The sequence below is a fragment of the uncultured Gemella sp. genome (genome assembly GCF_963537375.1).
GTDB lineage: Bacteria > Bacillota > Bacilli > Staphylococcales > Gemellaceae > Gemella.
Window position 1 is genome coordinate 19,049 of record NZ_CAUTDQ010000011.1, and the last position, 24,167, is coordinate 43,215.

23 protein-coding genes, 1 tRNA gene and 1 riboswitch are annotated in these 24,167 nt (G+C 31.1%); of the genes, 2 read left to right on the forward strand and 22 right to left on the reverse strand.

What is annotated here, in order from left to right; all coding sequences use genetic code 11:
• Nucleotides 1-43: 43 nt before the first annotated feature.
• The 5 genes from RYK99_RS03245 to lysA form a co-directional block, all read right to left on the reverse strand.
• Entirely contained in the window at nt 44-1,201 is a 1,158-nt protein-coding gene (locus RYK99_RS03245; RefSeq protein ID WP_314990074.1) for a M20 family metallopeptidase, read from the reverse strand.
• A gap of 17 nt (nt 1,202-1,218) precedes the next feature.
• The gene (gene dapD / locus RYK99_RS03250) at nt 1,219-1,920 is read right to left on the reverse strand and encodes a 2,3,4,5-tetrahydropyridine-2,6-dicarboxylate N-acetyltransferase (RefSeq protein WP_314990076.1); all 702 of its coding nucleotides are present in this window, start codon (nt 1,918-1,920) and stop codon (nt 1,219-1,221) included.
• Nucleotides 1,921-2,113: 193 nt separating this feature from the next.
• Nucleotides 2,114-2,857: a 4-hydroxy-tetrahydrodipicolinate reductase gene (dapB, locus tag RYK99_RS03255; protein WP_314990078.1), complete on the reverse strand. Its 744-nt coding sequence runs from the start codon at nt 2,855-2,857 to the stop codon at nt 2,114-2,116.
• A gap of 2 nt (nt 2,858-2,859) precedes the next feature.
• Nucleotides 2,860-3,750, reverse strand: coding sequence for a 4-hydroxy-tetrahydrodipicolinate synthase (gene dapA, locus RYK99_RS03260; RefSeq protein WP_314990080.1), 891 nt, complete (start codon nt 3,748-3,750; stop codon nt 2,860-2,862).
• A gap of 45 nt (nt 3,751-3,795) precedes the next feature.
• Nucleotides 3,796-5,088 carry a diaminopimelate decarboxylase gene (lysA, locus tag RYK99_RS03265; RefSeq protein WP_314990082.1) on the reverse strand — a complete coding sequence of 431 codons (1,293 nt, stop codon included), beginning with the start codon at nt 5,086-5,088 and terminating at the stop codon, nt 3,796-3,798.
• Between the two features lie 96 nt (nt 5,089-5,184).
• A riboswitch (Lysine riboswitch) is annotated at nt 5,185-5,320 on the reverse strand.
• Nucleotides 5,321-5,535: 215 nt separating this feature from the next.
• Between lysA and RYK99_RS03270 the strand changes: the two genes are divergently transcribed.
• Complete coding sequence (locus RYK99_RS03270; RefSeq protein ID WP_314990084.1) at nt 5,536-5,859, forward strand: thioredoxin family protein; 324 nt, start codon at nt 5,536-5,538, stop codon at nt 5,857-5,859.
• Between the two features lie 57 nt (nt 5,860-5,916).
• Here RYK99_RS03270 and RYK99_RS03275 read toward each other — a convergent pair whose 3' ends face one another.
• From RYK99_RS03275 to spxA, 17 genes are all read right to left on the reverse strand, one after another.
• Nucleotides 5,917-6,807 (reverse strand): restriction endonuclease, encoded by an 891-nt coding sequence (locus RYK99_RS03275; RefSeq protein WP_314990086.1) that lies wholly within the window; start codon nt 6,805-6,807, stop codon nt 5,917-5,919.
• A 154-nt stretch (nt 6,808-6,961) separates the two neighbouring features.
• Nucleotides 6,962-7,489 (reverse strand): hypothetical protein, encoded by a 528-nt coding sequence (locus RYK99_RS03280; RefSeq protein WP_314990088.1) that lies wholly within the window; start codon nt 7,487-7,489, stop codon nt 6,962-6,964.
• 70 nt (nt 7,490-7,559) lie between these two features.
• On the reverse strand, nt 7,560-10,592 hold the full coding sequence (locus RYK99_RS03285; RefSeq protein WP_314990090.1) for a type I restriction endonuclease subunit R: 3,033 nt from the start codon (nt 10,590-10,592) through the stop codon (nt 7,560-7,562).
• 55 nt (nt 10,593-10,647) lie between these two features.
• The gene (locus RYK99_RS03290) at nt 10,648-12,489 is read right to left on the reverse strand and encodes a restriction endonuclease subunit S (RefSeq protein WP_314990092.1); all 1,842 of its coding nucleotides are present in this window, start codon (nt 12,487-12,489) and stop codon (nt 10,648-10,650) included.
• On the reverse strand, nt 12,490-13,494 hold the full coding sequence (locus tag RYK99_RS03295) for a virulence RhuM family protein (RefSeq protein ID WP_314990094.1): 1,005 nt from the start codon (nt 13,492-13,494) through the stop codon (nt 12,490-12,492).
• Nucleotides 13,487-15,067, reverse strand: coding sequence for a type I restriction-modification system subunit M (locus RYK99_RS03300; RefSeq protein ID WP_314990096.1), 1,581 nt, complete (start codon nt 15,065-15,067; stop codon nt 13,487-13,489). Before RYK99_RS03300 ends, RYK99_RS03295 begins: the two co-directional genes overlap by 8 nt.
• A gap of 214 nt (nt 15,068-15,281) precedes the next feature.
• Complete coding sequence (locus RYK99_RS03305) at nt 15,282-15,902, reverse strand: DNA alkylation repair protein (protein ID WP_314990098.1); 621 nt, start codon at nt 15,900-15,902, stop codon at nt 15,282-15,284.
• 81 nt (nt 15,903-15,983) lie between these two features.
• Nucleotides 15,984-17,252, reverse strand: coding sequence for a trigger factor (gene tig / locus RYK99_RS03310; protein ID WP_314990101.1), 1,269 nt, complete (start codon nt 17,250-17,252; stop codon nt 15,984-15,986).
• A 220-nt stretch (nt 17,253-17,472) separates the two neighbouring features.
• Complete coding sequence (locus RYK99_RS03315) at nt 17,473-18,171, reverse strand: SprT family zinc-dependent metalloprotease (RefSeq protein WP_314990103.1); 699 nt, start codon at nt 18,169-18,171, stop codon at nt 17,473-17,475.
• A 22-nt stretch (nt 18,172-18,193) separates the two neighbouring features.
• Nucleotides 18,194-18,871 (reverse strand): YggS family pyridoxal phosphate-dependent enzyme, encoded by a 678-nt coding sequence (locus RYK99_RS03320; protein ID WP_314990105.1) that lies wholly within the window; start codon nt 18,869-18,871, stop codon nt 18,194-18,196.
• A gap of 286 nt (nt 18,872-19,157) precedes the next feature.
• Nucleotides 19,158-19,616: a DUF4064 domain-containing protein gene (locus RYK99_RS03325; RefSeq protein WP_271965097.1), complete on the reverse strand. Its 459-nt coding sequence runs from the start codon at nt 19,614-19,616 to the stop codon at nt 19,158-19,160.
• Nucleotides 19,616-20,062 carry a Fur family transcriptional regulator gene (locus tag RYK99_RS03330; RefSeq protein WP_204644478.1) on the reverse strand — a complete coding sequence of 149 codons (447 nt, stop codon included), beginning with the start codon at nt 20,060-20,062 and terminating at the stop codon, nt 19,616-19,618. Before RYK99_RS03330 ends, RYK99_RS03325 begins: the two co-directional genes overlap by 1 nt.
• Nucleotides 20,063-20,065: 3 nt before the next feature.
• Nucleotides 20,066-20,617, reverse strand: a complete 552-nt coding sequence (locus tag RYK99_RS03335) for an NUDIX hydrolase (RefSeq protein ID WP_048802844.1) — start codon at nt 20,615-20,617, stop codon at nt 20,066-20,068.
• Between the two features lie 22 nt (nt 20,618-20,639).
• Nucleotides 20,640-21,560, reverse strand: coding sequence for a ribonuclease Z (gene rnz, locus RYK99_RS03340; protein ID WP_314990111.1), 921 nt, complete (start codon nt 21,558-21,560; stop codon nt 20,640-20,642).
• A 72-nt stretch (nt 21,561-21,632) separates the two neighbouring features.
• On the reverse strand, nt 21,633-21,914 hold the full coding sequence (locus RYK99_RS03345; protein ID WP_035467019.1) for a hypothetical protein: 282 nt from the start codon (nt 21,912-21,914) through the stop codon (nt 21,633-21,635).
• A 4-nt stretch (nt 21,915-21,918) separates the two neighbouring features.
• Nucleotides 21,919-22,797, reverse strand: a complete 879-nt coding sequence (locus RYK99_RS03350; protein WP_271965094.1) for a S1 RNA-binding domain-containing protein — start codon at nt 22,795-22,797, stop codon at nt 21,919-21,921.
• A gap of 277 nt (nt 22,798-23,074) precedes the next feature.
• On the reverse strand, nt 23,075-23,473 hold the full coding sequence (gene spxA, locus RYK99_RS03355; RefSeq protein WP_172497960.1) for a transcriptional regulator SpxA: 399 nt from the start codon (nt 23,471-23,473) through the stop codon (nt 23,075-23,077).
• Between the two features lie 413 nt (nt 23,474-23,886).
• On the opposite strand from spxA, the gene RYK99_RS03360 reads away from it, so the two are divergent.
• A tRNA-Leu gene (locus RYK99_RS03360) sits at nt 23,887-23,970 on the forward strand.
• Nucleotides 23,971-24,167 lie beyond the last annotated feature (197 nt).

A 24,167-nucleotide genomic window follows, 5' to 3' on the forward strand; every position in this document is an offset into this window, starting at 1 on the left:
ACCTTTAAATCAGCCCTTTTTATATTACTTAAAATCAACAAAGTTATTTGTTGTAATGGCTCAATATTCCTAGGTAATATTTAACCCCTACTTTTAATATTTTTTCATCGAAGTTGAAAGTTGGTGTATGTAATCCTGAAACATAGTTTTTCTCTTCATTTCTTAAACCTAAAAAACTATAGTTTATAGGAGACAATCTACTAAAGAATGAGAAATCTTCCCCGTATAGATAAGCTTCTTCTAACTCAATATAATCAATGTTTTCTTTTTCTATAACTTCTTTAATTACTTGATAAGGAACTTCATCATTAATTACCGCTGGATATCCTTCAGCAAAGTCGACACGAATGCTTGCTCCAGTAAGATATTCAAGCCCTACACGCGTATTTTCAATTGCAGCTTTAATAGTAGCTAAATCTTCCATGCTGTATGTTCTAATAGTTCCTTCTAGGTATGCATTCTCCGCAACAACATTCATAGCATCTCCACCGTACATTTTACCAATATGTATAATATTAGTATTACGAGCTTTTGTATGTAATGCATTAAGTTTTAACATCTCTTGGAAAAACATTGTAGCCACATTAAGGGCATCGATTCCAGTATTTTTTAAACCAACATGAGCTGCACGTCCTTTAATATAAATTCTATATTCATTAGCACTAGCCATGATTTCCTTTGGTTTAGAAACTATATGTCCTTCTGGATAATCTGGATTCATATGCAGGGCATAACTTGCTAAAATGTTATACGGTGAAAAATCAAAATCATTAATTAATAAATTACCGCCGCCGAAAGTCTCTTCAGCTGGTTGAAATACGAAAATACTATTCACCTTCGTACTATTATTTTTGTAATAATCAGCCACTTCTATGACACTTCCTAAAAGCATAGTAGTATGTCCATCATGTCCACAAGCATGCATCACACCATCGTTATTAGATTTAAAATCAACATCATTTTCCTCTGTAATAGGCAATGCATCAATATCAGCTCTAAATAAAATCGTATCTTTAGTTTCTACGCTTGCTTTAAAGATTACTACTAATCCTGTCTCAAGAGTTTCTTGATATTCTATACCATATTCATTTAAGACGCTAGCGATAAATTCTTTAGTTTTATGCTCTTCCAAAGATAACTCTGGATTTTGGTGCAGATGTCTACGCCATGATGTTAAATTCTCTTCAGTAATTACTTTCATCTTCTCTTCCTACTTTATTATAAGTTTCTTAATTCTGCAATAATATCTACTTTTTCTTCAGCAACTTCACTACGTGTTTTGATTACTCGCGCAGGAACTCCCGCTACTACATCTCCACTAGCTACATCTTTTGTTACTACACTTCCAGCTGCAACAACAGCGTTGTCTCCAATTTGTACACCTTCTAAAATAACAGCATTAGCTCCGATAAGAACATTGTTACCTACGCGTACTGGTGTAGCGTTAGCTGGTTCAATAACTCCTGATAAGACAGACCCAGCACCAACGTGAGAGTTTTCTCCAACTTCCGCACGTCCACCTAAAATAGCATTCATATCGATCATAGTATTTTTACCAATTTTAGCACCGATATTAATAACAGCACCCATCATGATTACCGCGTTATCTCCGATACTAACGTGCTCACGAATTGAACAACCTGGTTCAATTCGAGCATTAAACTGAGTTAAATCAATCATCGGTACACCGCTATTACGGCGATCATTTTCTACACGGTGATTCACTACCACAGCTTTATTAGCTTCATAAAATTCCACCCAATCAGCGAAGTCTGCAAAGATAACTCTTGAGTTCCCTTCACCATAAACTTCTAATATTTCTGGAAATTCTACATCAGCGTTAAAATTAACGTAAACTTTTACCGGTGTTTTCTTTTTTGATGTTGCTATAAATTTAATAATCTCTTCTGTTGATTTCATTTCTTTCTCCTATTATCTATATGATTTTTTTCTATTTTATATTTAATTTTTACATATGTCAATCTAACTTTATAATAATATTCTTTGTTTAAGTGTTATACTAGATTACTTTCTCCATTAATCTAGTTATAAACTATTTCGAGATGACTCTATTATCACCTCTATAGACTCATTTGAGTCGCTTCTGACTTTATTATTTAATGCCTAGTACATCTTTCATAGAATATAATCTAGGTTCTTCTACACCGTTAAGCCACTGTGCAGCTGTAACAGATCCTTTTGCGAACATTTTTTTACTTAGAGCTGTATGTTTAATCTCGATTACCTCATCTTCTCCAGCAAAAATCACTTCATGTTCCCCTACTATAGTTCCACCACGAACCGCATGAATTCCAATCTCTTTTCCTTGGCGTTTCATATCCCCGTAACGACCATAAACTCTATTATAATCTTCTACATCTTTAACCGCATCTACTAACATTTTTGCAGTTCCACTAGGTGCATCCACTTTTTTATTATGGTGTTTTTCAATAACTTCGATATCATATCCTAGTAGTAGTTCACTAGCTTTTTTCACTAATTCTACTAAGACATTTACTCCTAAGCTGTAATTCCCTGCATAAACTACACCTACTTGCGTAGCTAGTTCATCAATTAATTCTAATTCTTCTGAAGTGTGACCAGTTGTCGCAATTACAACTTTTGTTGCTGTACATTTTGCATATTCAACTAATTCAGCAGTTCCAGCATGATGTGAAAAATCAATAATCACATCTGCAATCTTTTCTAATTCTTCATATGAAGTATAAGTAGGAAATTTCTCTTCTAATAATTCACGACCTACACCTGCAACAATTTCTAAATCAGTACTATCTTGAATATAGTTTTTTAGAACTTGTCCCATAGTTCCATTATAACCACTTAATAAAACTCTCATTTTTACTCTCCTTGTAATGAATTAAGTCTTGCAATCTCTTGCTCTAATTTTGTCGCTAATGTTGGAGCAACATGTGTCATTGGTAGACGGTAGTGACAAGCTGATTTTCCAATTAATTCTACACATTTTTTAACTGGCATTGGGTTTGGTTCAGCAAATAACATGTGGATGAAGTCTAAATATTTAAGTTGTAATTCAAACGCTTTGTCCACTTGTCTTTCTAAAGCATATTTACACATTAAGTGAGTTACTTTTGGATAAATATTAGCTAAAACAGAGATTGTCCCTTTACCACCAGCTAAAATAATAGGTACATTGATGTCATCATTTCCTGAGTAAATATCAATTTTATCCCCTACTAAGTTTCTAACTGCTAAAGTATGAGCGATATCTCCTACAGCATCTTTATATGCTACGATATTTTTGTGTTGAGATAAGTGTAAAATAGTTTCAGGCGCCATAACTTGTCCAGTTCTTCCTGGTACATTGTAAAGAACGATTGGTAAATCAACACTATTCGCGATTGCCTCAAAGTGTTCAATTAAACCTTGTTGGCTAGTTTTAATGTAATAAGGTGTTACTACTAATAATGCATCTGGTCCTAATTTTTCAATTTCTTGGCTTAATCTAATTGAGTGAGCTGTATCGTTAACCCCACTACCTGCGATAACAGGTACACGTCCTGCTACTCTATCAATAGCGAATTTAATTACCGCTACTTGCTCATCGTCAGGCATAGTTGAACTCTCACCAGTAGTTCCCGCTACGATAATTGCATCTGTACCTTCACTAATTTGGAATTCGATTAACTCTCCAAACGTATCATAATCTACACTTCCATCCTCGAAAAATGGTGTTACTATTGCTACTCCGCTTCCTGTATAAATTGTCATAATCTTGTTCTCCTTGTTTCTATCTTTTATTTTTTCGTATTAAAATTAAATATCTTGTCTAATTAAATCTTCTAAAGTCTCACCTTTTACTACTAGGCGACTAGTTCCATCTTTTACAAACACAACCGGTAATTTTGGTAATCTATTGTAATTGCTACTCATACTGTAGTTATACGCTCCTGTTGATGATACTAATAGTAAGTCACCTTGCTCAGCTTTAGGTAATTTCGCATCCATTACTAGCATATCTCCAGATTCACAACACTTACCAGCAACTGTATAAGTTGTATCAGCTTCTTGGTTCATCTTGTTAGCTAACATCGCTTCGTATTTTGCTTTATATAATGCATAACGAGGATTATCTGCCATACCACCATCAACAAACACATATTCACGACCTGCAAAAGTCTTCTTAACCCCACCAACACTGTATAATGTGCTACCAGCATTACATGTTAAACTTCTACCGGGTTCAATAACTACCTTAGTTAAGTCTAATCCGAAATTGTCACTCTCACGTTCAACTACTTCTATATACTCTCTTAAAAATTCAGCAAGTTCAAAAGGTCTATCTTCTTCAGTGTAATAAACTCCAAAACCTCCACCTAGGTTAAGAACACCTATAGTTAAACCTAATCTTTCTTCAACTTTTTTCGTAAATTCCATAACTACTTTTACAGCTTCAAAAAATGAAGTTTTCTCAAAAATTTGTGATCCGATATGTGAGTGGAATCCTACAAAATTAAGATTACTTTGATTATTAATATCTGCGATTAACTCATAAATTGTTTCATCGTATACTGAGTAACCAAATTTCGAATCATCTTTTGCTGTTTTGATGTATTCATGAGTATGAGCGTCGATTCCTGTATTAATTCTTAATAATACGTCTACTCTATTTCCACTCTCTCTTACGATTTCATTAATCATTTCATATTCATAGTCATTATCTATAACGATAGTTCCTACTCCTACTTCAAGAGCATATTGTAGTTCCTCGCGAGTTTTATTATTTCCGTGGAAATAAGCTTTCTTCATATTATATCCAGCTTTATACGCTGTATGAATCTCACCAAGTGACACTACATCAACACCTAAGCCCTCTCTACTTGCAATTCTTAATACTTCTAAACAACTAAAAGCTTTCGATGCAAAAAGAACTTCAGTATTGAACTTCGAACTTTTAAAATTATTAATAAAAGTTCTACATTGGTTCACTAGCATATTCTCATCATATACATAAAGTGGTGTCCCGTATTGAGCCTTTAACTCACTAACCCCAACACCTGAAATATTCAGTTCACCATTTTCTACCGTCATACCATCAAATAATCTCATTACTTTCTCCTTCATAAATTGTTATAAAAAATAGACTACAAGAACAAAAGGTCCTTGTAGTCTAGCTTATATTTCTATCCTATTCCTCTTGCCCTTATTATAAAAAGCTCACCATGAAGAAAATGGGCATTTTCTAATGACAGTGCTATGCCTATTCGACATAACCCCAGTGAAATTAATCACTTCGGCGATGCTACCTTTTAAATTAGTCATCGCGGCCTCTTTTTATAATACTTATCTATTTACGTTGTATAAATAATATCATGATTTGAAATTATTGTCAATAGTTTTCAGAAAATTTTTATAATATTCTAGTTTTGGTGTTTACAAATACACAATTAGTATCGATTGTAATTACTCTTTAAAACAACTATAATATACTCATATTAAAAGAAGACGGAACAAAACTACTCCACTTCTTATATAAAAATAAAAGGAAGATAAAACATGATTGATTTTACAAAAAATAACGATTTAAATAAAATTATCAACGACAATGACATAGTAATTATTCAATATGGAACTGCCACATGTATGCCATGTCACTCAATAAAAAAACGAATTACTACGTGGCAAGAAGATCACAAAGATGTAGCTGCATACTACATCTCATTAGAAGAAAATATGGAAATCGCTGCACAGCGTGGTATTCTTTCTTCACCTACTGTAGAAGTATATATCGAAGGAAGGTTATCTATTCAAAAAAGCGGCTACTTCAGTCTAGATGAAATACTAGAAAAAGTAAGTACTGTGAGTGAACAAATGAAATAAAAAATAAGAGCGATTCAAAGTTATTTTTTTCGAATCGCTCTTATTGTTAATTATTAATTATCTTGCTAATATATCTACAGGTTCTTCACCCAGTAACAGTTTTACATCATTTATATCAACAATTCTAAAGCCTTTGATTTTTGATTCCAGTTGTCTTACTGACTTAGTCACCCTCGATGTATCGATAAGTAATATCTTTTCATAGTCAGGTACTTTTTCTTCTGCTCTCTTAAGAAATCTCATAACATGCTCAGGATGTAAATATGTCTGACCTTTATATGATTTTATTTCTACTACATATTTCTTACCATTTTTTTCAAGACATAGATCAAAATCCCTACTTCTATTTTTAGGTTCCGTAACTTTATAACCAACATTTTTAAAAGCATATGCAAGTAATAGTTCTTTACCTATTGGCGAAGTTAACTTCTCTAAAGCTGCAAGTAATGGTTTAGGTTTAATCTTAATAACCGATTTCTTTAATCCCTCAGGATCTTTTGTTAATAGTTTTCTATTAAATCCAATAATATAATCTTCCACTATAGCAAAATGACCATGTGCTATACAGTTTCTAATCGCTGTTAATAAAGCATTTATTTTTGAAAAAGTAGTATATTTCGCAACTATTATTTTTTGACAATTAGAACAAATATTCTCCTCAAAAAATTTCCATTCATCATTACTTATAACATCCTTTGAACCTATCCACTTCACATCACGACTTTCATCCATTCCCATTTGATTCATGACATAGGTAAATGAAAATTCATCATATATCTTATCAGAAATTAATTCATTTTTATCTGATTGGTATGAATCAATATTAGGAGTATAGCAAAGTAAGTTTTTTATTACAGTATCCATATCATCTGAAAGCTTAATCGGTCTAGGGCTATGCTCTATTTTATAATCTATCTCTTTTCTATTTCCGCAACATCTTTTAAACATATCCTTCTCCTAAAGTTAATAATAATTTGAAATCAATTTTATTATAGCATATATCATTTGAAATTTTACTTCAAATTCATAACTATTATATATAATAATACCCCTTTCACTGTTTCACCAGCAAAAGAGGTAAATATAATTTTCCACAATACTATTATTTTATTTCTATAAGTAATCCATGTATTTGAGGTAAAGTTATCTTTGCACCAGAAGTTGAAGTATATGTGTTTTCTCCTTCAAATACTCCATAAACCGTCACATTATCACCTTTTAATACATTTCTAGAACTCGCCTCGGTAACAAAATCGACTTTTACCATTTGTGTATAGTCTCCATTAATCGCTAATCTCATTGTATGGAATTCTCTACCTTTTATTATTTGATCAACTCTGCCAGAAAAAATACCTTTTGTAGCAAAATATGTTTCGGGATCACTCGCTATTTGTTCATATGTAAGACCAGTCTGGTATTGATCTAGTTCTTCTAATACATTCTGCCTATTTTCTTCTGGAGTTACTTTTACATCAGCAACTTGTTGCTGAGGAGTTTTCTTTGTAGTAGAAGTTTGTTTATTTTGACTTTCTTCTTTTTTATCAGAATTCGAATCACTAGAACAACTAACCCAGATAAATAAACCTATAAAAAAGTATAGTGCTAATTTTAATAAAGGTCTATAATTCAAATTAAATTCCTCCTAATATTATAAGTTTTAATAACAAAAATTTATATTTCTATTCAACCTAAGTCTTTTATTATATCCCCACAAATACCTTAACTATATCTTTCAATTTAGAAAGAACCGATTGTTTCTTAGCTTCTCTAGCTCCACCACGACGGGCTACTCCTTGCAAAGCATCATCTAATTCAGTTCCACCTTGAGAAACACATCCTCTACTAATTGATTTTTCTATGAATTTCTTAGATTTTTCTTTTAGATTTTCTTCATAAATAAGTTCATTTATTTTTTGTTCTTTCTCAATCTTAGCATATGCATAGAACGCTTCTAATATGTCTTCATTTTTATCGAACTTAGTTAAGTCTGTACGGTTTATAAATTCAATTATTAATTCTTCTTTTGCTCTTGTTCCAAGTGAAGAACGAATCAATCTTCTTATTTCTTCTTTTAATGTTTCATTATTCGTACCTTGCTCTTTAGCTTTTTCAAGGATTAAGGCTAGGATATAATCAAGATTTACCTCTTCTGTTTTTAGAAGATCAATATGGAATTCAACATCTGAGAAATCAATTTTCTCCTCGTTTCCTCCACCTTTTCCTCGATCACCACCTCCTGAAGGATCTGGTGATATTAACTCTTCTTTTATCTTGATATATGTACTCTTCATATCCTGTTTCAATCTCTCAGTAATTATCTTCTCAAAACTACTGAACTCATCATAGTTTCTCAAGATATTTTCTCTCTTCAAGATTTCACCAAATAACTTAACAAATTCTTTCTTATCTTTTTCTAGTTTGATTTCTGTTGGGTCTGGGAATTTTTCTATGATTTCTTCACATAATTCCTTATACCCTTTATATACAACTCCTGTATCTTCATCCGTGAATCCATTAATGTAGTCATCATAACTACGCTCGATAATTACATTAATACTATTTTCATCACCGAACAGTTTAATCGCATCTTTAGTAGCTTTTTCTAAGTTTCTAAAGCAAACGATATTACCGAAGGCTTTCATCTTATTTAGAATCCTATTTGTTCTAGAAAATGCCTGAATAAGTCCATGGTATCTTAAGTTTTTATCAACGAATAATGTATTCATAGTTGGAGCATCGAATCCAGTTAAGAACATACCAACAACAATTAGTAAATCTACCTCTTTATTTCTAACTCTACTTGATAAATCTTTATAGTAATTCTCAAATCCATTACCATCTATAGTGAAGTTAGTTTGGAAAAATGAATTATAATCATCAACTACGTTAGTTAGAAATTGTTTCGCTGTCGTTGATAATGCTGCAGACGACATACTTTCTTCTTCAATTTCCCCTGAAGCTCTTTCTTCATTTGGAGCATAACTAAATATTGTCGCAACTTTTAATTTTTTATCTTCAGGTAAGTTTGCCTGTTGTTTTTTAAACTCTTCATAGTACATCTTCGCAGCATCTACACTTTGTACCGCAAACATCGCATTAAATCCATTAATACGTTTATCTTTCACCGTGTATTGTGTATTACGATAAGTTTTAGAATCAAACTTTTCAAGAATGTAATTAGTAATTTCTGAAATACGTTCTGGATGTAAGAACATTTTATTCTCAAGAGATTTTAGTTTTTCATCATCTGTTTCTTCTTCAGAACTCTTGAATTTCGGATTAATACTGTTGTAGTCAATCTTGAATTTAAGTACTTTCCCATCCCTAATCGCATCGGTAATTACATAACTATGTAATTGTGCACCGAACACATCAGAAGTTGTTTTCCCATCTAATGAATTTTCTACAAAGATCGGAGTTCCTGTAAATCCAAATTGATAATAATACTTAAATGAACTTTGAATATTCTTTTGAGCTAAACCAAATTGTGACCTATGACATTCATCATAAATAAATACGCAATGCTTATTATAAATTTCATGCCCTTTATTACTCTTAACAAATTCATTTAATTTTTGAATTGTTGTAACTACTATTTTATTATCTTGTTTTTCAATACTAATTTTTAATTCTCTAGTATCTTTACTTCCATTTACACTATCTTTTTGGAATTTTTGATACTCTCTCATAGTTTGATAGTCTAAGTCTTTTCTATCAACTACAAAGAATACTTTATCGATATAATCCAATTCAGTAGCTAGTCTTGCTGACTTGAATGACGTTAGAGTCTTACCTGATCCAGTAGTATGCCAGATAAATCCACCCGCTTCTACACTTCCAGCTTTTTTATTTTCAAAACTAGAATTAATTCTCCATAATAGTCTCTCAGTCGCAGCAATTTGGTAAGGACGCATGATTAAAAGAACATTTCTTGAATTAAAAATACAATATTTAGTAAGTATCTCAAGAATAGTTCTCTTCTCAAAGAACGTCGCTGTAAAGTCTTCTAGATCAACAATAACCCTATTCTTAGCATCTGCCCATTCACAAGTGAACTCATAATTACTCTTATCACGTTCAGTCGTATTAGCAAAATACCTTGTATATGTCCCATTTGAAATAACAAAAATTTGAACAAACTTATAAAGAGAATTATCTAAATTGAAACTTTCATCCTCATACCTTTGAATCTGATTAAAAGCTTCTCGAATATTTACCCCACGTTTTTTCAATTCAATGTGAACAAGAGGTAAACCATTTACTAAAATACTCACATCATATCTGTTTTTAGCGACAGTCACTTGGTTAACTACTTGAAGGTGGTTGTTGTGAATATTTTTCTTGTCTATTATCTTAATATTTCTTAATCTACCATCATCAAATATAAAATCATAAATATGATTTTCTTGAATCTTACGAGTCTTTTCGATTATTCCATCATTAGGAGCATCTAAATACTCAAGTAGAAATCTTTTCCATTCGCTTTCACTAAACTTAATATCATTTAATCTCTCTATCTGTACACGAAGATTCGCATATAAATCATCCATACTTCTAACATCAAGTCTTTCATATCCTTGAGAAACTAGATTATTAATCATATTTTCTTCTAGTTGAAATTCAGTTTGATATTCTTCTACTCTACGTTCAGGTTTTTCAAACCTCGCTAAGACTATTCCACCTTGCATCTCTGCGATAGGTGAAGTCTTATATTTAAACGTTTCTTCTGACATACTCTCACTCCTTTTCCTTTTTTTATTTTTATTTCAAATTTTTCACAATAACTCATTACCTTGGAAAGTTTAACAAACATTCTCTCCAATATTCATATTGTTGTTGGCGTTGCTCTATTTCTTTTGGTAATCCCACTCTAATATCATTTACTAAGGTATCGAACTTATCAAGAATAGATACAACATATTGTTGAACATGAAGAGGAGGGATAGGAATCTTATAATTTTTAATTTCACTATCTGATATAGCTGGATAGCTTGCTCCTTTTTGATTTAGTTCAACATACTTATAGAAATCTGTTTTCAACAAATTATAATATATCCATTTTTCTTTAACAATTTCTTTGTCACCTCTTAGAACACAATATCCTGTACTACAAATCTGATTATCTAACCAATCCGGGATTAATGCCAAACGTTCTTGCATTGGTCTTGTAGTTCCAAATATAATATCTTTAGACTTTACAATCTGCTTAGCTCTACTTGGTGAATTAGTTTTTGTTATTAATTCTGTAGCTTCAATTTTTTTATTTCCTGTATTAACTGAAGATAAGTCTATATAATATAGCTCTCTATCCATTACTTTCCAATTAATATTATCTACTTTTTTTGTTATATTTAATAATTTTTTCAACTCTATCTTATCTTCTATATCTACTTCAACTATATTAGCAGCTTCTTGTAAAATATCATAGTAAATATTAGATATTATGAACGTTCGTTCGTTCGTTCTACTACATTCTACATCAAATGTCAATAGTTTTTCTCGATAATATTCATATTGTTTTTGTCGTTGTTCGATTTCTTCAGGTATCAATCCTTTTGTATCTGCAAGCAATACTTGGAACTTATCCAAGACCTTCACTATTTTATTTTGAAGTGAAAGAGGTGGAAGTGGTAACTTCAATTTATTTAAAGTTGACTGTGTCAAACTTGGTCTTGTAGAATTATCGCTCAATTTATTTAAATCATAGTGCTCTATAAAATAATAAAAATACTTCGGTATCAATTTACTTTCATCAATTTCAGTATGAAAAATCGTATCAACATTCCAAAATGGCTTATCTAAATAAAATACATTATCTATCGATCCTTTTCGCGGAATTAGAACAGTCGGTTTATCATAGGAATACTTATCAACAAATACCCCCATTTCTCCTCCGCTTCCGTAAACAGGTATATCACCTTTACTTAACTTTTTCCAATCTTTACCATTCTTTATAGTAACAACTTCTTCTAATTGAACTATATCCAGTCTTCTATCTTCTTCCATTTCCTTAGTCACTTTATTTAGATATTCTTCACTTAATAACTTATCTCTGTAATAAGTATATTGTTTAGTACGTGACTGAAGTTCCGACTGAAGTTCCGTAACATAATTTGTGAATTTATCAAGTATATTCACTATTTTTTCTTGAGTTTCAAGAGAGGGAATAGGGATAGGAAAATTTTTAATAATTGTTGAATTAATATTTGATTGAGAACCTTGCCCCATTGATTTTAACACTTTATAATTATTAACTAACCAATGATAAACATAGCGAAATTTAATCAGTTCTTTATTCACTTCGATATTGCAACATGCTTGATTGGTAGTTAAAGGAATTTTCGTAAGAGCAACTTTACCCGCTGTAGCTCCATACATCGCAACAATTATTGTATTAGGTGCAATTAAAGTTGCAGATGAGTTTGCTAACCCCTCTTCTGTTATATATAATTCCGTAGAATAAATTTCATTAAAATCTACTTCTTGAGTCCTCAACCATGGTATTGAGCCACCGTAATACTCAGTATTAGCTCTATTGGGCGTCCCTCCAGATACTATCCTTTTAGAAATATCTTGGATTTTCTTCCATTCTACTTTTTCATTCTTAAGTAATTCTAATATGTTCGTCATCTATTTTCCTCCTTTCTTTGCTATTTTTTCTATATTTCTAATTTCTTCTAAGTAATCTTGTTCTACTTGTGTTAAAGTGTGTTCTGAATATTTTTTATATTCTTCTTCCACCTTTTTTTCCATTTGTTTTCGTGATATACTACCTGCATTTTCTAATACATCTTCACCTGTAGCTTGTAGTATGTTATCTACATGTTTTATCCAATCTGCCATTGTCATAGCTACTTCTCGTTCTGCTTGTCTTTCAGCAAAGTCTAAGTATCCAGATACAAGCTGATTTAAACCACGTAATTCTTTTTCACTTAAATAATTCTTAGCAATTTTAGCTTCTGTTAATGTTGGTAATTCTCCTTTAAAGGTAGTTAGTCCCATAAATTCTTTATCACCATCTACTCTATCAAATACTAATTCACTTGCCGTATGATGATGTATTGCGTAATGCATTTTATTTTGAACAGTTGCAAAGAATTTCTTTGCTTCTTCACTCTTTCCATCATAATCAATTGAAGTTGAGAATAAGTCTAATACTTGACGATAAAATACTTTCTCACTAGAACGAATATCACGAATACGATCTAAAAGTTCTTTGAAGTAGTTTCCACCACCAAAGTTTTTAAGACGATCATCATCCATAGCGAAACCTTTAATTAGGTATTCTTTTAAAACTGTAGATGCATATTTTCTAAATTGCACTCCACGTGGAGAACGCACGCGATAACCAACAGCGAGAATCATATCAAGGTTATAAAAAGCTACTTCTCTACTTTGAACTTTCCCTTCTATTGCACCATGTTTAGTGGTTGTCAACTGATAGTTTACAACCACTTTTTCTTCCAATTCGCCATCTTCTAATATAGCTTTTATATGTTTACTTATATTCTGTTTCGTTGTTTGAAAAAGTTCAGCTATTTGTAGTTGATTAAGCCAAACCGTACCATCTTCTAATTTAAGATTTATTTTTGACTTTCCATCTTCAGTATTATAAATAATTATTTTATTACTCATCGTCTTCTAACTCCCTAACTATCTCATCTATAGATGCACGTAATTCATCTATTTTCTTCACAGTTTCAGCAATTTCTTTATTTAATACTTTGATATCGATTTTTTCTCTAGTGTCTTCTTTTTCAACATATGTCGATACTGATAAGTTATAATCATTTTCCTCTATTTCACCATTATCTACATAACGTGAGAAATATTCAACATCTGCTCTATTTCTAAACTCTTCAATGATGTTATCTATATTTTTTTCTTCTAATATATTGTTGTTTGTTTCCTTTTTGAATTCTTTTGATGCATCAATAAATAGAGTTTTATTTTCTATTTTATTTTTTGCTAATACTAGTACACATGTAGCAATTGATGTACCAAAGAATAGATTATCCGGTAGTTGAATAACGCAATCTACAAAGTTATTATCTACTAAATATTTTCTAATAGTTTTTTCTGCACCTTTTCTATAGAAAATACCTGGGAAACAAACTATAGCCGCTCGACCTTTACTTGATAAGTAGCTAAGTGAATGCATAATAAACGCATAGTCAGCATATGACTTAGGTGCAAGTTTTCCTGCTGGTGCAAATCGTTCGTCATTAATTAATGTTGGATCAGCATCACCTATCCATTTTATAGAATACGGTGGGTTTGATACTATAGCATCAAATGGCCTCTCTTCTCCATGCTGAGGATTTAATAATGTATCGCCACGTTTAATAGAAAAATCATTGTAGTTAACATTGTGCAAGAACATATTCATACGAGCTAAGTTGTAGTTCGTTAAATTTATTTCTTGACCGTAATAACCTTCTTCTATCTCCACACCTTCAAACTTTCTCATCTGCAATAATAACGAACCACTCCCACATGTTGGATCATAAACTTTATTAATCTTATCTTTTCCATCAACTACTATTTTAGCTAACAGTCTCGACACTGTCTGGGGAGTGAAGAACTCTCCACCAGATTTACCTGCATTAGATGCATAATTAGAAATTAAATATTCATAAGCATCTCCGAATGCATCGATATGATTATCTTCGAAATTACCAAAATTAAGTTCACTAATACCCACTAAAATACTAGTTAACTTTGCATTTTTTTCTGTTACCGTTTCACCTAGACGATCACTTGTTACATCGACATCTCTAAATAACCCTTTAAAATCTTCTTCAGAATCAGTTCCTATGGCACTTCCTTCAATACTGTCGAAAATCTCTTTTAATTTAGCATTTAATTCCATCTTTGGATTAATATTCTTTACAACATTTTCAAAAAGTTGACTTGGTAAGATGAAAAATCCTTTTTCTTCAACAATCCCAGGTTTAAAATCTTTTAACGCCTCTTCATCACTTATATCAGCATAATTAAAATCTACATCCCCTGCTTCACGCTCAGCTTTATTAAAATAATCTCTCATATTTTCTGAGATGAATCTATAGAATAGTATACCTAATATATACTGCTTGAAATCCCAGCCATCTACTGCACCTCGTACATCATCCGCAATCGCCCAGATTTTTCTATGTAACTCTGCACGTTGTATTGTTTCATAATTTTCTTTTACACTATTTCCCATTTTCATCTCCTAATTTCTTATATTATCCTTACTATTATAACACATAAAGTGTACATGAAAAAAGACACGTAGGAGTGCATATACATAAAATAAAAAAGAGATGTCGACCCCCCTCCAAAAAAAATAAAAACGGGGGAGGAGGATAGACATCTCTCATTAGTTCAATTATACTGCAAAAGCTTATAAAACACAATAAACCTTATTTAAAAAATACTTACTCGACAACAAACCTACTCGCTAATTTGTAGACTTGTTTTATTTCTTTTGTTTCTAAATTCCAAGTTTTTAATTCTTCTTTTATTAATTCTGGAAATTTTCTACTTATATCTCTTAATGCATTCCCTACTGATTTTCCTACATATTCACTATCATCTTCTTTTAATGCTCCTAGTCTTTTTATTGCTTCTTGTGGATTTTCTTTGAAATATGGTCTACTAGTCCATATTCGTAAACCTTCTGTGACAGCCCTTCTAGTATTTGGATTATCTGAACTTAGCCACTCATCAACTACAGGGATTGAATTTTCATATCCTATATTTTTACAATATTTATCAAATGATTTCGCTAATACCTCTTGTACTCTCCAATTTTTATCTTTAGATACTTCATCTCTCATAAAAGTTAAAATATCACTATCATCAGATAAGTATCCAAAAAGAAATACACCGTACATTCTAACTTGATATACTATAGACTCATATGATAAGAAAGCTAACTTCTTAATATAATCTCTATCATTATTTTTATAATCAGCTAAGGCTCTTTTCTCTTCTTCCTTGAATCCACTCTTTATTAATGAGAATTCTTGCTCTAGGCTTTTAATATATTCTTTCAAATTTATTCACCACCATATTATTCCTAAAAAAAGCATATAGAATGTTAGACACTCTATATGCTTAAGGATGATTTGCTAAAATTAGTTGTTAGCTTTTAAGAAATCAACAGTTTTTTGGATTACTAACTCACCACGTAAGTCTTCAACACTAATACGTTGTTTGATTCCTTCTTCAGTCATGTTGTACATAGTAGCAAGTTCTTTAACTTCTGCATCGATATCAGCATCTGTTACTTCAACTTTTTCTACTTCAGCGATTTCACCTAGTACGAATGAAGTTTTGATTTTGTTTTCTGCGTCAGATTTCATTTCAGCTTTAAGTTCAGCTTCACCTTTTCCAGTGAATTGTTGGTATAAATCAAATGATAATCCTTGACGAGATAAGTTTCCAGTGAATTGTTCGAACATAGAGTTAACTTCTTGTTCTACTAATTTTTCTGGTACAGAAAGTTTTGCATTTTCTACAGCTGTAGAAATTACTTTATCAGAATAAGATTTTTCTGCTAAGTTTTCTTTTTCTAATTTGATTTCTTCTTTTAATTTTTCTTTGTATTCAGCTACTGTTGAAGCTGCTTCTTTAGAGAATTCTTTAACGAATTCGTCAGTTAATTCTGGTAAAACTTTTTCTTTTACGTCGTGAACTGTAACTTCGAATTTAGCTTCTTTACCAGCTAAGTCAGCTACTTGGTAGTTTTCTGGGAATGTTACGTTAACTTCTGTGTCAACTGGTGCAACTTTTCCTTCTAATTGTTCTTCGAATCCAGGGATGAATGAACCTGATCCTAATTCTAATTCGTAACCTTTAGCTTCTCCACCTTCGAAAGCTTCATCTCCGATGAATCCTTTAAAGTCGATAACTACGATATCACCTTTTTTAGATTCTCCTTCTTTGATTTGCCATTCAGCTTGACGGCTTAATAAGCTATCTAATCTTTCTTCTACATCAGCATCAGTTACTTCTACTGAGTCTTTTTCTAATCCAAGGTTTTTGTATTCACCTAATTCAACGTTTGGTTTAACAGTAACAACTGCTTCGAATTTAACACCTTCTTCTTTGCTGATTTCTTTAACATCGATATCAGGCATAGCTAATGGTGAAACTTCTAATTCGTCAATAGCTTTAGTGTAAGCTCTTGGTAATACATAATCAACTGCATCTTGGTATAATGCTTCTTCACCGTACATTTTGTTGAATACGGCTCTTGGTAATTTACCTTTTCTGAATCCAGGAGCGTTAACACGTTTAACTGCACGTTTGAATGCTTGGTCTAATCCTTTCGCAAATTCTTCTTTTGTTGCTGAAAAAGCGATGACTACTTTTCCATCTTCTTTATTTAAAATTTGTGACATTTATTTTTCCTCCAAAAATACTTTTAAGTATCATCAAAAATGTTAGTATAAAAATACTAAAAACTCTTGATTAATTATATAGTAAATAGCGTAAAAAGTCAATAATTACACATCTAAATTATTGTTTTCAAAAGTAATTTCCATACTTTCAAAAAATTTTCTAACTATAGATAATTTAATACTAAATTACAAAAAAATTGTAATACTTCTTGCTTTTTTATTATCTACCTACTATTTTTTTACTAAATTCTTTTATCAATTTATCATTTTCTCTAAAGTTTGGATAATATTTTCCTAACAATGCATAAAATCTAGGTGTGTGATTTGTTTCTAGTAAATGAGTAAGCTCATGAACAACTATATGTTCTAAACACTCAATCGGATATTTTACAAGTTCATAGTTTATCCAGATTCTTTTCGCTTCAATATTACAAGTTCCCCAACGGGTTTTCATCTTTTTGATTCTTAGTTGTTCAGCATGGACACCCATGATTTTTTCATATTTATTAATAAACTCTAAAGCTTTGTTATAAAGAACTTTTCTCAGATAACTTGTAACTATTTGTTCTCTGTCTTGATCTTTATCCTTTATAACTAAAATGATTTTATCATCGGATAATCTTACTACATTCTTATTTCCTAATTTTACTTCTAAAACAAATTCTTTTCCGAAAATAATATGTTTTTCACCAGTTACATACCGTTTTACAGTATAGACATTCGTTAATATGTTGTTTCTTCTTAATTTAATTTCATCAATATTATCTCTAATTAATTTTTTAATAAGATAGTTAGGTGTTCTTGGCGGGGCACTTACTACTACATCGGCATTTCTCTCGACTTTTAAATAAATGTTTTTCATGTTTTTTCTGTATTTAATCTTAACGACTAAATCATCCACATTTATTACTTTTTGCATACTACCCCTCCTTTATTTCTTATTATTTTAACTCATTACCTACTAAAGCAGTCCCAACTCGAATATGGGTCGCACCTTCTTCAATCGCAATTTTGTAATCATTACTCATACCCATAGATAAGAATTCACACGGTGCATATGGTAATTCAAGTGCTTTTACTTCATCACGAAGCTGTCTTAATTTTCTAAAACAATTACGCAACACATCTTCATCATCTACAAAAGGCGCCATTGTCATGAGACCTACAACGTTAATTTTTGAATATTGTTCTAATGATTTTATGAAATTTATAGCTTCTTCTGGAGTTAAACCATGTTTACTTTCTTCGCCAGAAACATTAACCTGTACGAAACAATTAGTTTCTTTTTCTGCACGTTTTTCGATTTCCTTAGCTAAGCTATCTCTATCTAAAGCATGGAAATAATCTACCTCATTAATCACATCGCGTACTTTTCTAGTTTGTAGACTTCCTATTAAATGCCAAGTCTTATCAGAATATTTACTTTTTCTCTCAACATAATTTTGAGGACGATTTTCGGCGAAATCTGTAATTCCCGCTTCTATCGCTTCTTCAACTCTAGCATCTGTAACATATTTAGTTACAGCTATTAGTTTCACTTCATCGGCATTTCTACCGACTTTTTCACAAGTTTCAGCTATTTCTTTTGTTATAGTCTCAAAGTTTTCTCTAACGTTCATTTTCTCTCCTACTTACTCTATATTTTTATTGCTATATTATAATTATAACATGATGATAATTATTTTGTTATTAATTCAATAAAAAAAGACACCTATTAAATAGATGTCATAACAAGTAGTCGGACGGATTCGCACCGCCATTTCTCTTTTCAGAGCGTATTCCTTCTTCAAACCACTGCCCTACTTGTTACTTTCATTATATCAACTATCTTTTCTTTATTCAAATTATTTAAGTTCATTAAAAGAAAATGACAAAAATTTCCGAAGAAACTGAATTCCTCGGAAATTATGCTTCACGCTTATATTTTTCTGAATTTCTTATTAATATTATTCTTAATCCCAAGAAGAAATATATTATACAACTAATAAATAATATTCCTAAACTAAAGATCAATAATAAGATACTATACACTAAAAATAGGAACGCTACAATATTGTGATTGATTCCTTTTTTCAAAATCACAAATAGTAATAGTAAAAATAAAACTATTAAAAGTGCGAAATATACCCAAGCAAGTTGTCCCATCACCTGGAAGATAAAGTGCATATCCTTCGTAGAAACATTGGCACTATCTTGAGTAAGACGCGTTTGTTCACGAATTTGATCAACTATCTTATTTCTTAAATACTCGTTTCCTACATATCCTCGAAATAGATTAATCATTCCACCTACAAATGCAATATATACAATATAAACTATACTAGAGATAAGTAATAATATCTTCTCTAATTTATCAAAATACATTAATTCTCACCTTTATTTTTGCAATTAGCACAAGTTCCATAAAACGATAAAGAGTTATCTTGAACCTCAAAAGAATATTCTTTTTTCATATATTCAATAAGTTTATTGAATATTGGGTTAGATACTTTTTCAATGCTATTGCAGTTAGTACATATTAAATGATGATGAAGTTCGTCATCTACAGATTGTCTTAAATGATATTTTGAAACACCATTGCTGAAAGATATTTTCTCTAAGATTTTTAATTCATAGAAAATATCTAGAGTTCTATAAACGGTAGCTATACCAATATCTGGTGTTTTCTCTTTTAAAATAAAATACAGTTCCTCTGCACTAAGATGTTTATCTTCATTTTCTACTAAAATCTCTACGATTTTCTCCCTTTGTGGAGTTAACTTGTATGAAGATTTTTGAATAATTTTAATTATCTCATCATAAATACTCATATACTATTTCGCGCCTTTCCTATTTTTTAAGTAAGCTAATGCAAGCATAGTCTTACTGTCAGTTATAACATTATCATCTAAAAGCTTGAATGCTTCTTCGATTTTATATTTTCTTAAATTAATAAATTCGTCATCATCTGGATCAATTTCTCCAGCATATTCTAAATTATCAACATAGTAGATTGTGATTAATTCAGAGCTATAACCTAATGCTACGTGAACATCGCATAGTTTTTCCAGTCTTTCTTCTTCTACTACATAACCAGTTTCTTCTCGTAACTCTCTAATAGCAGATAATTTCTTATTATCTTCACCTGGTTCTAGTTTCCCTGCAGGAATTTCTAAAGTTACTGCTTCTATAGCTTTTCTATATTGTTCAACAAGAACTACTTCATCATTTTTTGTTAAAGCTAATATTGCTACAGCACCCCTATGATTTATCAGCTCACGTTTTGAAGTTTCTCCATTAGGTAAAGTTACTGTATGTACTTCTACATCTAAAACTTTCCCCTTAAATATTTTTTCAACTTCAATAGTTTTTTCTTCTAAATTCATTTTCACAATCTCCTCTACATTTTTACAAACTATATTCTTCTAGATCATGTGCTATCTTCACATCACATTTATCACGTAATGATTCTATAGCATCCTTTTCTATATTTCTATCATACCTAGCACTAATATGTGTTAGAAATAGATTCTCAACCTTACTTTGTGCAATCATTTTCTCAATATCTAAGATACTTAAGTGGTAATTTTTTCTCGCATGATGTGCATCTTCTTTAAGTAAATAAGTGCACTCTGAAATAATAATGTTACTGTTTTTAACAAACTCCCCTAAACCATCAAAGTATCTAGTATCTGGTATAATCGAAATCTCTTTTTCGGGCTTATCTTCAGATAAAAATTCACTTGAATTATACACTATTCCATTAAATTCAAAAGTATCTGCTTCTTTAATTTCTCTATAAAATGGTCCTGGCATAATCCCTAATTCTTTCAGTTTGTTTGCATCCAAGCTCCCTTTTTGTTTTTTGAATAAAATTTTATATCCAAAACATTCAACATTATGAGCTAAAGGATAACTAAAAACAGCTACAGATTTATTATCTATTATACACTGTTCACTAGAAATTTCAATATATTCTACGCTATAAGAAAGTGAACAATGTGTGAACAACAAATTGTTTTCTATGAAATCTTTAATACCCACTGGTCCATATATAGTAACATCCGAAGCCTTTGTGTCTAAAAGAAAACTTCTAGATGATAAAAACCCTATTAATCCAAGGACATGATCTGCATGAAGATGGCTTATAAAAATTTTAGTTATTTTTGTCGGCTTAATATTTGTTCTTAAAATTTGATGCTGTGTCGCTTCACCACAATCAAACATCCAGCATTCTTTTAATTCTTGCATAAAATTAAAAACAAAACTCTGTGTATTTCTAAATTTTCCAGGAAGCCCTGCTCCTGTACCTAAAAATTGTACTTCCATCGTATTCCTCAATTCAATTTTCTAAAATAATAGTGGCCTAAAAAGAAACCAATTTAAGCCACCTTATGTAATTTATAGTTTAACTACAAAAATCTGCGCATCTTGTAGACATGTAATCACATGCTCTACTCCTGCTGGGATTTCTAATAGTTCAAATTCATTTACAGTCTCTACTTCTTCTTCAAAAGCTACTGTAATTTTCCCACTAATGTTTAGTAATAAAATATTTTTATCATTACTATATGAGTCTGTTTGGTTCCCTGTTTTCAGATTCATGTGCACTACTTGATATCTATCGTTTTCTAAAACAATTCCACCTAACAATGCATTTTTATCTAATTTTATTTTTTTCATAGTCTTATCTTCCTTTGCGTTTGTATAACCCATCTTCTTCAATCATAATTAATTTATTCTTGAATAGTCTTCCTACAGCACGTTTAAAGCTTCCTTTACTCATTCCAAATACTGCTTTAATCTCTTCTGGATCAGATTTGTCAGTAAATTCGCAATAACCGTTATTTTCAATATAGTCCATTATAGCTTGACCATCGCTATCCATTCTTTCGTGTGCACGAGGTAAGAATGAACCGTTGATTTCACCATTATCTTTAACTCCTATAACACGTAGAGTAACTTTCTCTCCAAGGCGAGGTTCTTTCTCACGTTCACTTTCATGAACGAAAACTTTGTAACCATCTTTTGTCAGTAAGAATGTTCCTACACGCATTAAACGATAAGGATAAGCTTCAATATCCTTGTTCTTCATACTCTTAGTAGCTTTTGAATATAAAGATGCTACGATTGTTTCTGTCGCTAAACGAGCGAATAATTGTCCGCTGAAATCACGACGAAGTGTAATAAACAGCTCGTCCCCTTCTTTTGGCCATACACTTCTTAACTTAGGTAAATCTTCTCCTAAAAGTGGGATTTCACGAGAGAACCCAATATCAAGCCCTACCCTATCTTCCTCAACTTTTACAACTTTACTAAATGCATAATCACCATAAGTTACTTCTGGTATATTTGGTGTAGCGAATAATTTCCCACTACGTGAAGGATATACGAACATTGAATACTCTTCTCCAATTTCGTAATCATCTAAACTTTCAACGTCAGATTCGTTACAGCTTATTTCTTCATCATTTGGTCCTTTAAAAACTAATGATGAACTTTTCTTTTCTACTAACTCTAAGAAATGAATTTCTCCAGTAATAAATTTTATGTCTTCTCTTTCCATCAAGTACCTCTTTCTTTAATTTTTGTTAAATGGGAGTGACTCAAAAATCGCGATTTTGAAGAAATCGATTTTGTCGAGTCGCCCCCGCAAAGTTTATTAGATATCTAAAAAGCTTTTATAAAGCGAATTTAGATATCAATAAATCACTGCGTCTATGAGTTTTCATATGAGCTTTGTTAAATTTTAGGGCTTTTGGGTCAGCCCTCTTCTCATAAAAAAAGGCTGATACCTAATATCAACCTTTAAATTAATCGGTAAAAGTAGTATCAGGGCGTACTTACTTAACCATATTTTTTATTTGTTTTAATTGATTTACTCTTATTTCCTTTGGAAGGAATCTTCTTATTTCATCTTCATTATACCCAACTTGTAATCTCTTATCATCAACAATGATAGGTCGTCTAAGCATTCCTGGATTATCTTGAATAACTTTATATAACTCCTGAATAGACATACTTTCGATATCCAAGTTTAATTTTTGGAACGTTTTTGATCTAAAGGAAATTATATCTTCTGTTCCGTGCTCTGTGATAGATAAAATGTCTTTAATTTCATCTGTTGTTAGAGCTTCTGAAAAAATATTTCTTTCCACAAAGTCTATATCATTTTCTATAAGCCAAGCTTTTGCTTTTCTACAAGAAGTACAACTAGGCGATGTAAACAACGTAACTACCACCAGCACTCACACTCCTTTATAAAAATAACATTAATATTTTTATAATTCTATATACTACTATATTATACTACATATATTATCGTTTTACAATATACTATTAAAAAAAATATTTTAATTTGTCAACTAAAAACACTTCTTTTCTACATCTTTACAATCGACTATCCTTGTAAACACAAGCATAATGTTACACCCTTACATTTTTTATTTGATTAGTTAAAATAAATTATATAATAATAAACTCATAAAACACTTCTTTACATAATCTAACTATCATATTATACAATCTAAAACTAAAACATAAATAAAATCTATCTAGAATCTCTAATTTTTACTGAAATTATTATCTAGAGCGGCTACTTTATACCTTATACTGAAATTGACAAAGTATTTTATGTGTGTTATCATAGACATATGCCAGCATGGCGGAATTGGCAGACGCACTGGACTCAAAATCCAGCGATGGCAACATCGTGCCGGTTCGACCCCGGCTGCTGGTATAATGTTTAAGACAAGGTTTTTCAAGCCTTGTCTTTTTTGTTTCTTATATTTTTCCGGAGTAAAAGTTACTAAAAATTACTCCATGAATATCATTTTTCTATTGAGAAGTTTCCAATGAACTTCCACCCCATATGTGAATAGTAATCATTTTTCCATACTCCGGATTTAGTATACAACCTTATTATATAAATACCTA

Excerpts from the sequence above, each read along its gene's own strand:
- RYK99_RS03245 (WP_314990074.1), bottom strand. The coding sequence starts at position 1,201 with ATGAAAGTAATTACTGAAGAGAATTTAACATCATGGCGTAGACATCTG.
- dapD (WP_314990076.1), bottom strand. The coding sequence starts at position 1,920 with ATGAAATCAACAGAAGAGATTATTAAATTTATAGCAACATCAAAAAAG.
- dapB (WP_314990078.1), bottom strand. The coding sequence starts at position 2,857 with ATGAGAGTTTTATTAAGTGGTTATAATGGAACTATGGGACAAGTTCTA.
- dapA (WP_314990080.1), bottom strand. The coding sequence starts at position 3,750 with ATGACAATTTATACAGGAAGCGGAGTAGCAATAGTAACACCATTTTTC.
- lysA (WP_314990082.1), bottom strand. The coding sequence starts at position 5,088 with ATGAGATTATTTGATGGTATGACGGTAGAAAATGGTGAACTGAATATT.
- RYK99_RS03270 (WP_314990084.1), top strand. The coding sequence starts at position 5,536 with ATGATTGATTTTACAAAAAATAACGATTTAAATAAAATTATCAACGAC.
- RYK99_RS03275 (WP_314990086.1), bottom strand. The coding sequence starts at position 6,807 with ATGTTTAAAAGATGTTGCGGAAATAGAAAAGAGATAGATTATAAAATA.
- RYK99_RS03285 (WP_314990090.1), bottom strand. The coding sequence starts at position 10,592 with ATGTCAGAAGAAACGTTTAAATATAAGACTTCACCTATCGCAGAGATG.
- RYK99_RS03290 (WP_314990092.1), bottom strand. The coding sequence starts at position 12,489 with ATGACGAACATATTAGAATTACTTAAGAATGAAAAAGTAGAATGGAAG.
- RYK99_RS03295 (WP_314990094.1), bottom strand. The coding sequence starts at position 13,494 with ATGAGTAATAAAATAATTATTTATAATACTGAAGATGGAAAGTCAAAA.
- RYK99_RS03300 (WP_314990096.1), bottom strand. The coding sequence starts at position 15,067 with ATGGGAAATAGTGTAAAAGAAAATTATGAAACAATACAACGTGCAGAG.
- tig (WP_314990101.1), bottom strand. The coding sequence starts at position 17,252 with ATGTCACAAATTTTAAATAAAGAAGATGGAAAAGTAGTCATCGCTTTT.
- RYK99_RS03315 (WP_314990103.1), bottom strand. The coding sequence starts at position 18,171 with ATGCAAAAAGTAATAAATGTGGATGATTTAGTCGTTAAGATTAAATAC.
- RYK99_RS03320 (WP_314990105.1), bottom strand. The coding sequence starts at position 18,871 with ATGAACGTTAGAGAAAACTTTGAGACTATAACAAAAGAAATAGCTGAA.
- RYK99_RS03325 (WP_271965097.1), bottom strand. The coding sequence starts at position 19,616 with ATGTATTTTGATAAATTAGAGAAGATATTATTACTTATCTCTAGTATA.
- RYK99_RS03330 (WP_204644478.1), bottom strand. The coding sequence starts at position 20,062 with ATGAGTATTTATGATGAGATAATTAAAATTATTCAAAAATCTTCATAC.
- RYK99_RS03335 (WP_048802844.1), bottom strand. The coding sequence starts at position 20,617 with ATGAATTTAGAAGAAAAAACTATTGAAGTTGAAAAAATATTTAAGGGG.
- rnz (WP_314990111.1), bottom strand. The coding sequence starts at position 21,560 with ATGGAAGTACAATTTTTAGGTACAGGAGCAGGGCTTCCTGGAAAATTT.
- RYK99_RS03345 (WP_035467019.1), bottom strand. The coding sequence starts at position 21,914 with ATGAAAAAAATAAAATTAGATAAAAATGCATTGTTAGGTGGAATTGTT.
- RYK99_RS03350 (WP_271965094.1), bottom strand. The coding sequence starts at position 22,797 with ATGGAAAGAGAAGACATAAAATTTATTACTGGAGAAATTCATTTCTTA.